Origin of the sequence: Luteococcus sp. H101 (assembly GCF_038433155.1) — a bacterium.
In the GTDB taxonomy this organism is placed as follows: Bacteria; Actinomycetota; Actinomycetes; order Propionibacteriales; family Propionibacteriaceae; genus Luteococcus.
This window is the reverse complement of sequence record NZ_JBCDMW010000050.1, coordinates 1-1070: the sequence shown is the minus strand read 5'-3', so window position 1 is coordinate 1070 and position 1070 is coordinate 1. Positions and strand designations below refer to the sequence as shown.

General features: G+C 67.2%; 2 protein-coding genes. Both read left to right on the top strand.

Features of this window, described 5'->3' with window-relative positions; all coding sequences use genetic code 11:
* On the top strand, positions 1–467 hold a 467-nt coding region (locus AAEX60_RS16370), incomplete at its 5' end, for a DegT/DnrJ/EryC1/StrS family aminotransferase (protein WP_342105070.1).
* Positions 467–1070 (top strand): Gfo/Idh/MocA family protein (locus AAEX60_RS16365; RefSeq protein WP_342105068.1); only part of this gene is annotated, 604 nt, incomplete at its 3' end. The genes AAEX60_RS16370 and AAEX60_RS16365, both read left to right, overlap by 1 nt.

The window sequence follows — 1070 nt, the reverse complement described above, 5'->3', positions numbered from 1 at the left end:
ACCGCAACCAGGGCATGCTGCAGCAGTACCACAACGAGGTTGTGGGGCTGAACAACCGGATGACCAATGTCCATGCCGCGATCGGCCGGGTGCAGCTGACCAAGGTTGGCGCGTGGACCGAGCAGCGTCAGGCCAATGCGAAGTTCCTGTCGGAGAACCTGCAGGGTGTCACCCCGCCGCCGGTGGCTGAGGGTGCGGTGCACGTGTACCACCAGTACACGGTGCGGGTGCCGGAGGATCGCGACGGTTTCGCCGCCGCCCTGAAGGAGCAGTTCCAGGTTGGGTCGGGCATGTTCTACCCGGTCCCGAACCATCGGCTGGCGCCGTTCCAGTCCCCGGTGGAGCTGCCGGAGACCGAGAAGGCCGCGCTGGAGTGCCTGTCGCTGCCGGTGCACCCGTCGCTGTCCCAGGCTGACCTGGAGCGGATCGTCAACGCGGTGAACACCCTGGCGAAGGCTGGTGCGTGATGGCGAACCTGCGAGCAGGCCTGATCGGGCTGGGCATGATGGGCCGCCACCATGCCCGCAACCTGCGCGCGATCGACGGGGTGGACCTGGTCGGGGTCGCGGATGCGCAGGGCGACCCGCATGGTGTGGCGGGGGACCTGGAGATCAAGGGTTCCATCGACGAGCTGATCGAGGTGGGGCTGGACTACTGCGTGGTTGCGGCGCCGACGATCTACCACGACGAGATCGGCACCAAGCTGGCCGAGGCCGGGGTGCATGCCCTGATCGAGAAGCCGTTGGCCAAGGACACCGGGTCGGCCAAGAAGCTGGCCGAGCTCTTCCGGGCCAAGGGTCTGGTGGGTGCGGTGGGTCACATCGAGCGGTACAACGCGGCGCTGCAGAACCTGCGCAAGCGGTTGGAGGCCGGTGAGCTGGGTGACCTGTACCAGGTCGCGACCCGTCGTCAGGGCCCGTTCCCGAACCGGATCGCCGACGTCGGTGTGATCAAGGACCTGGGTTCGCACGACATCGACCTGACCGCGTGGGTGACCCAGCGGGACTTCGAGCTGGTGGCTGCCCGTTCGATGTTCAAGTCGGGCCGGCAGTACGAGGACATGGTCTCGG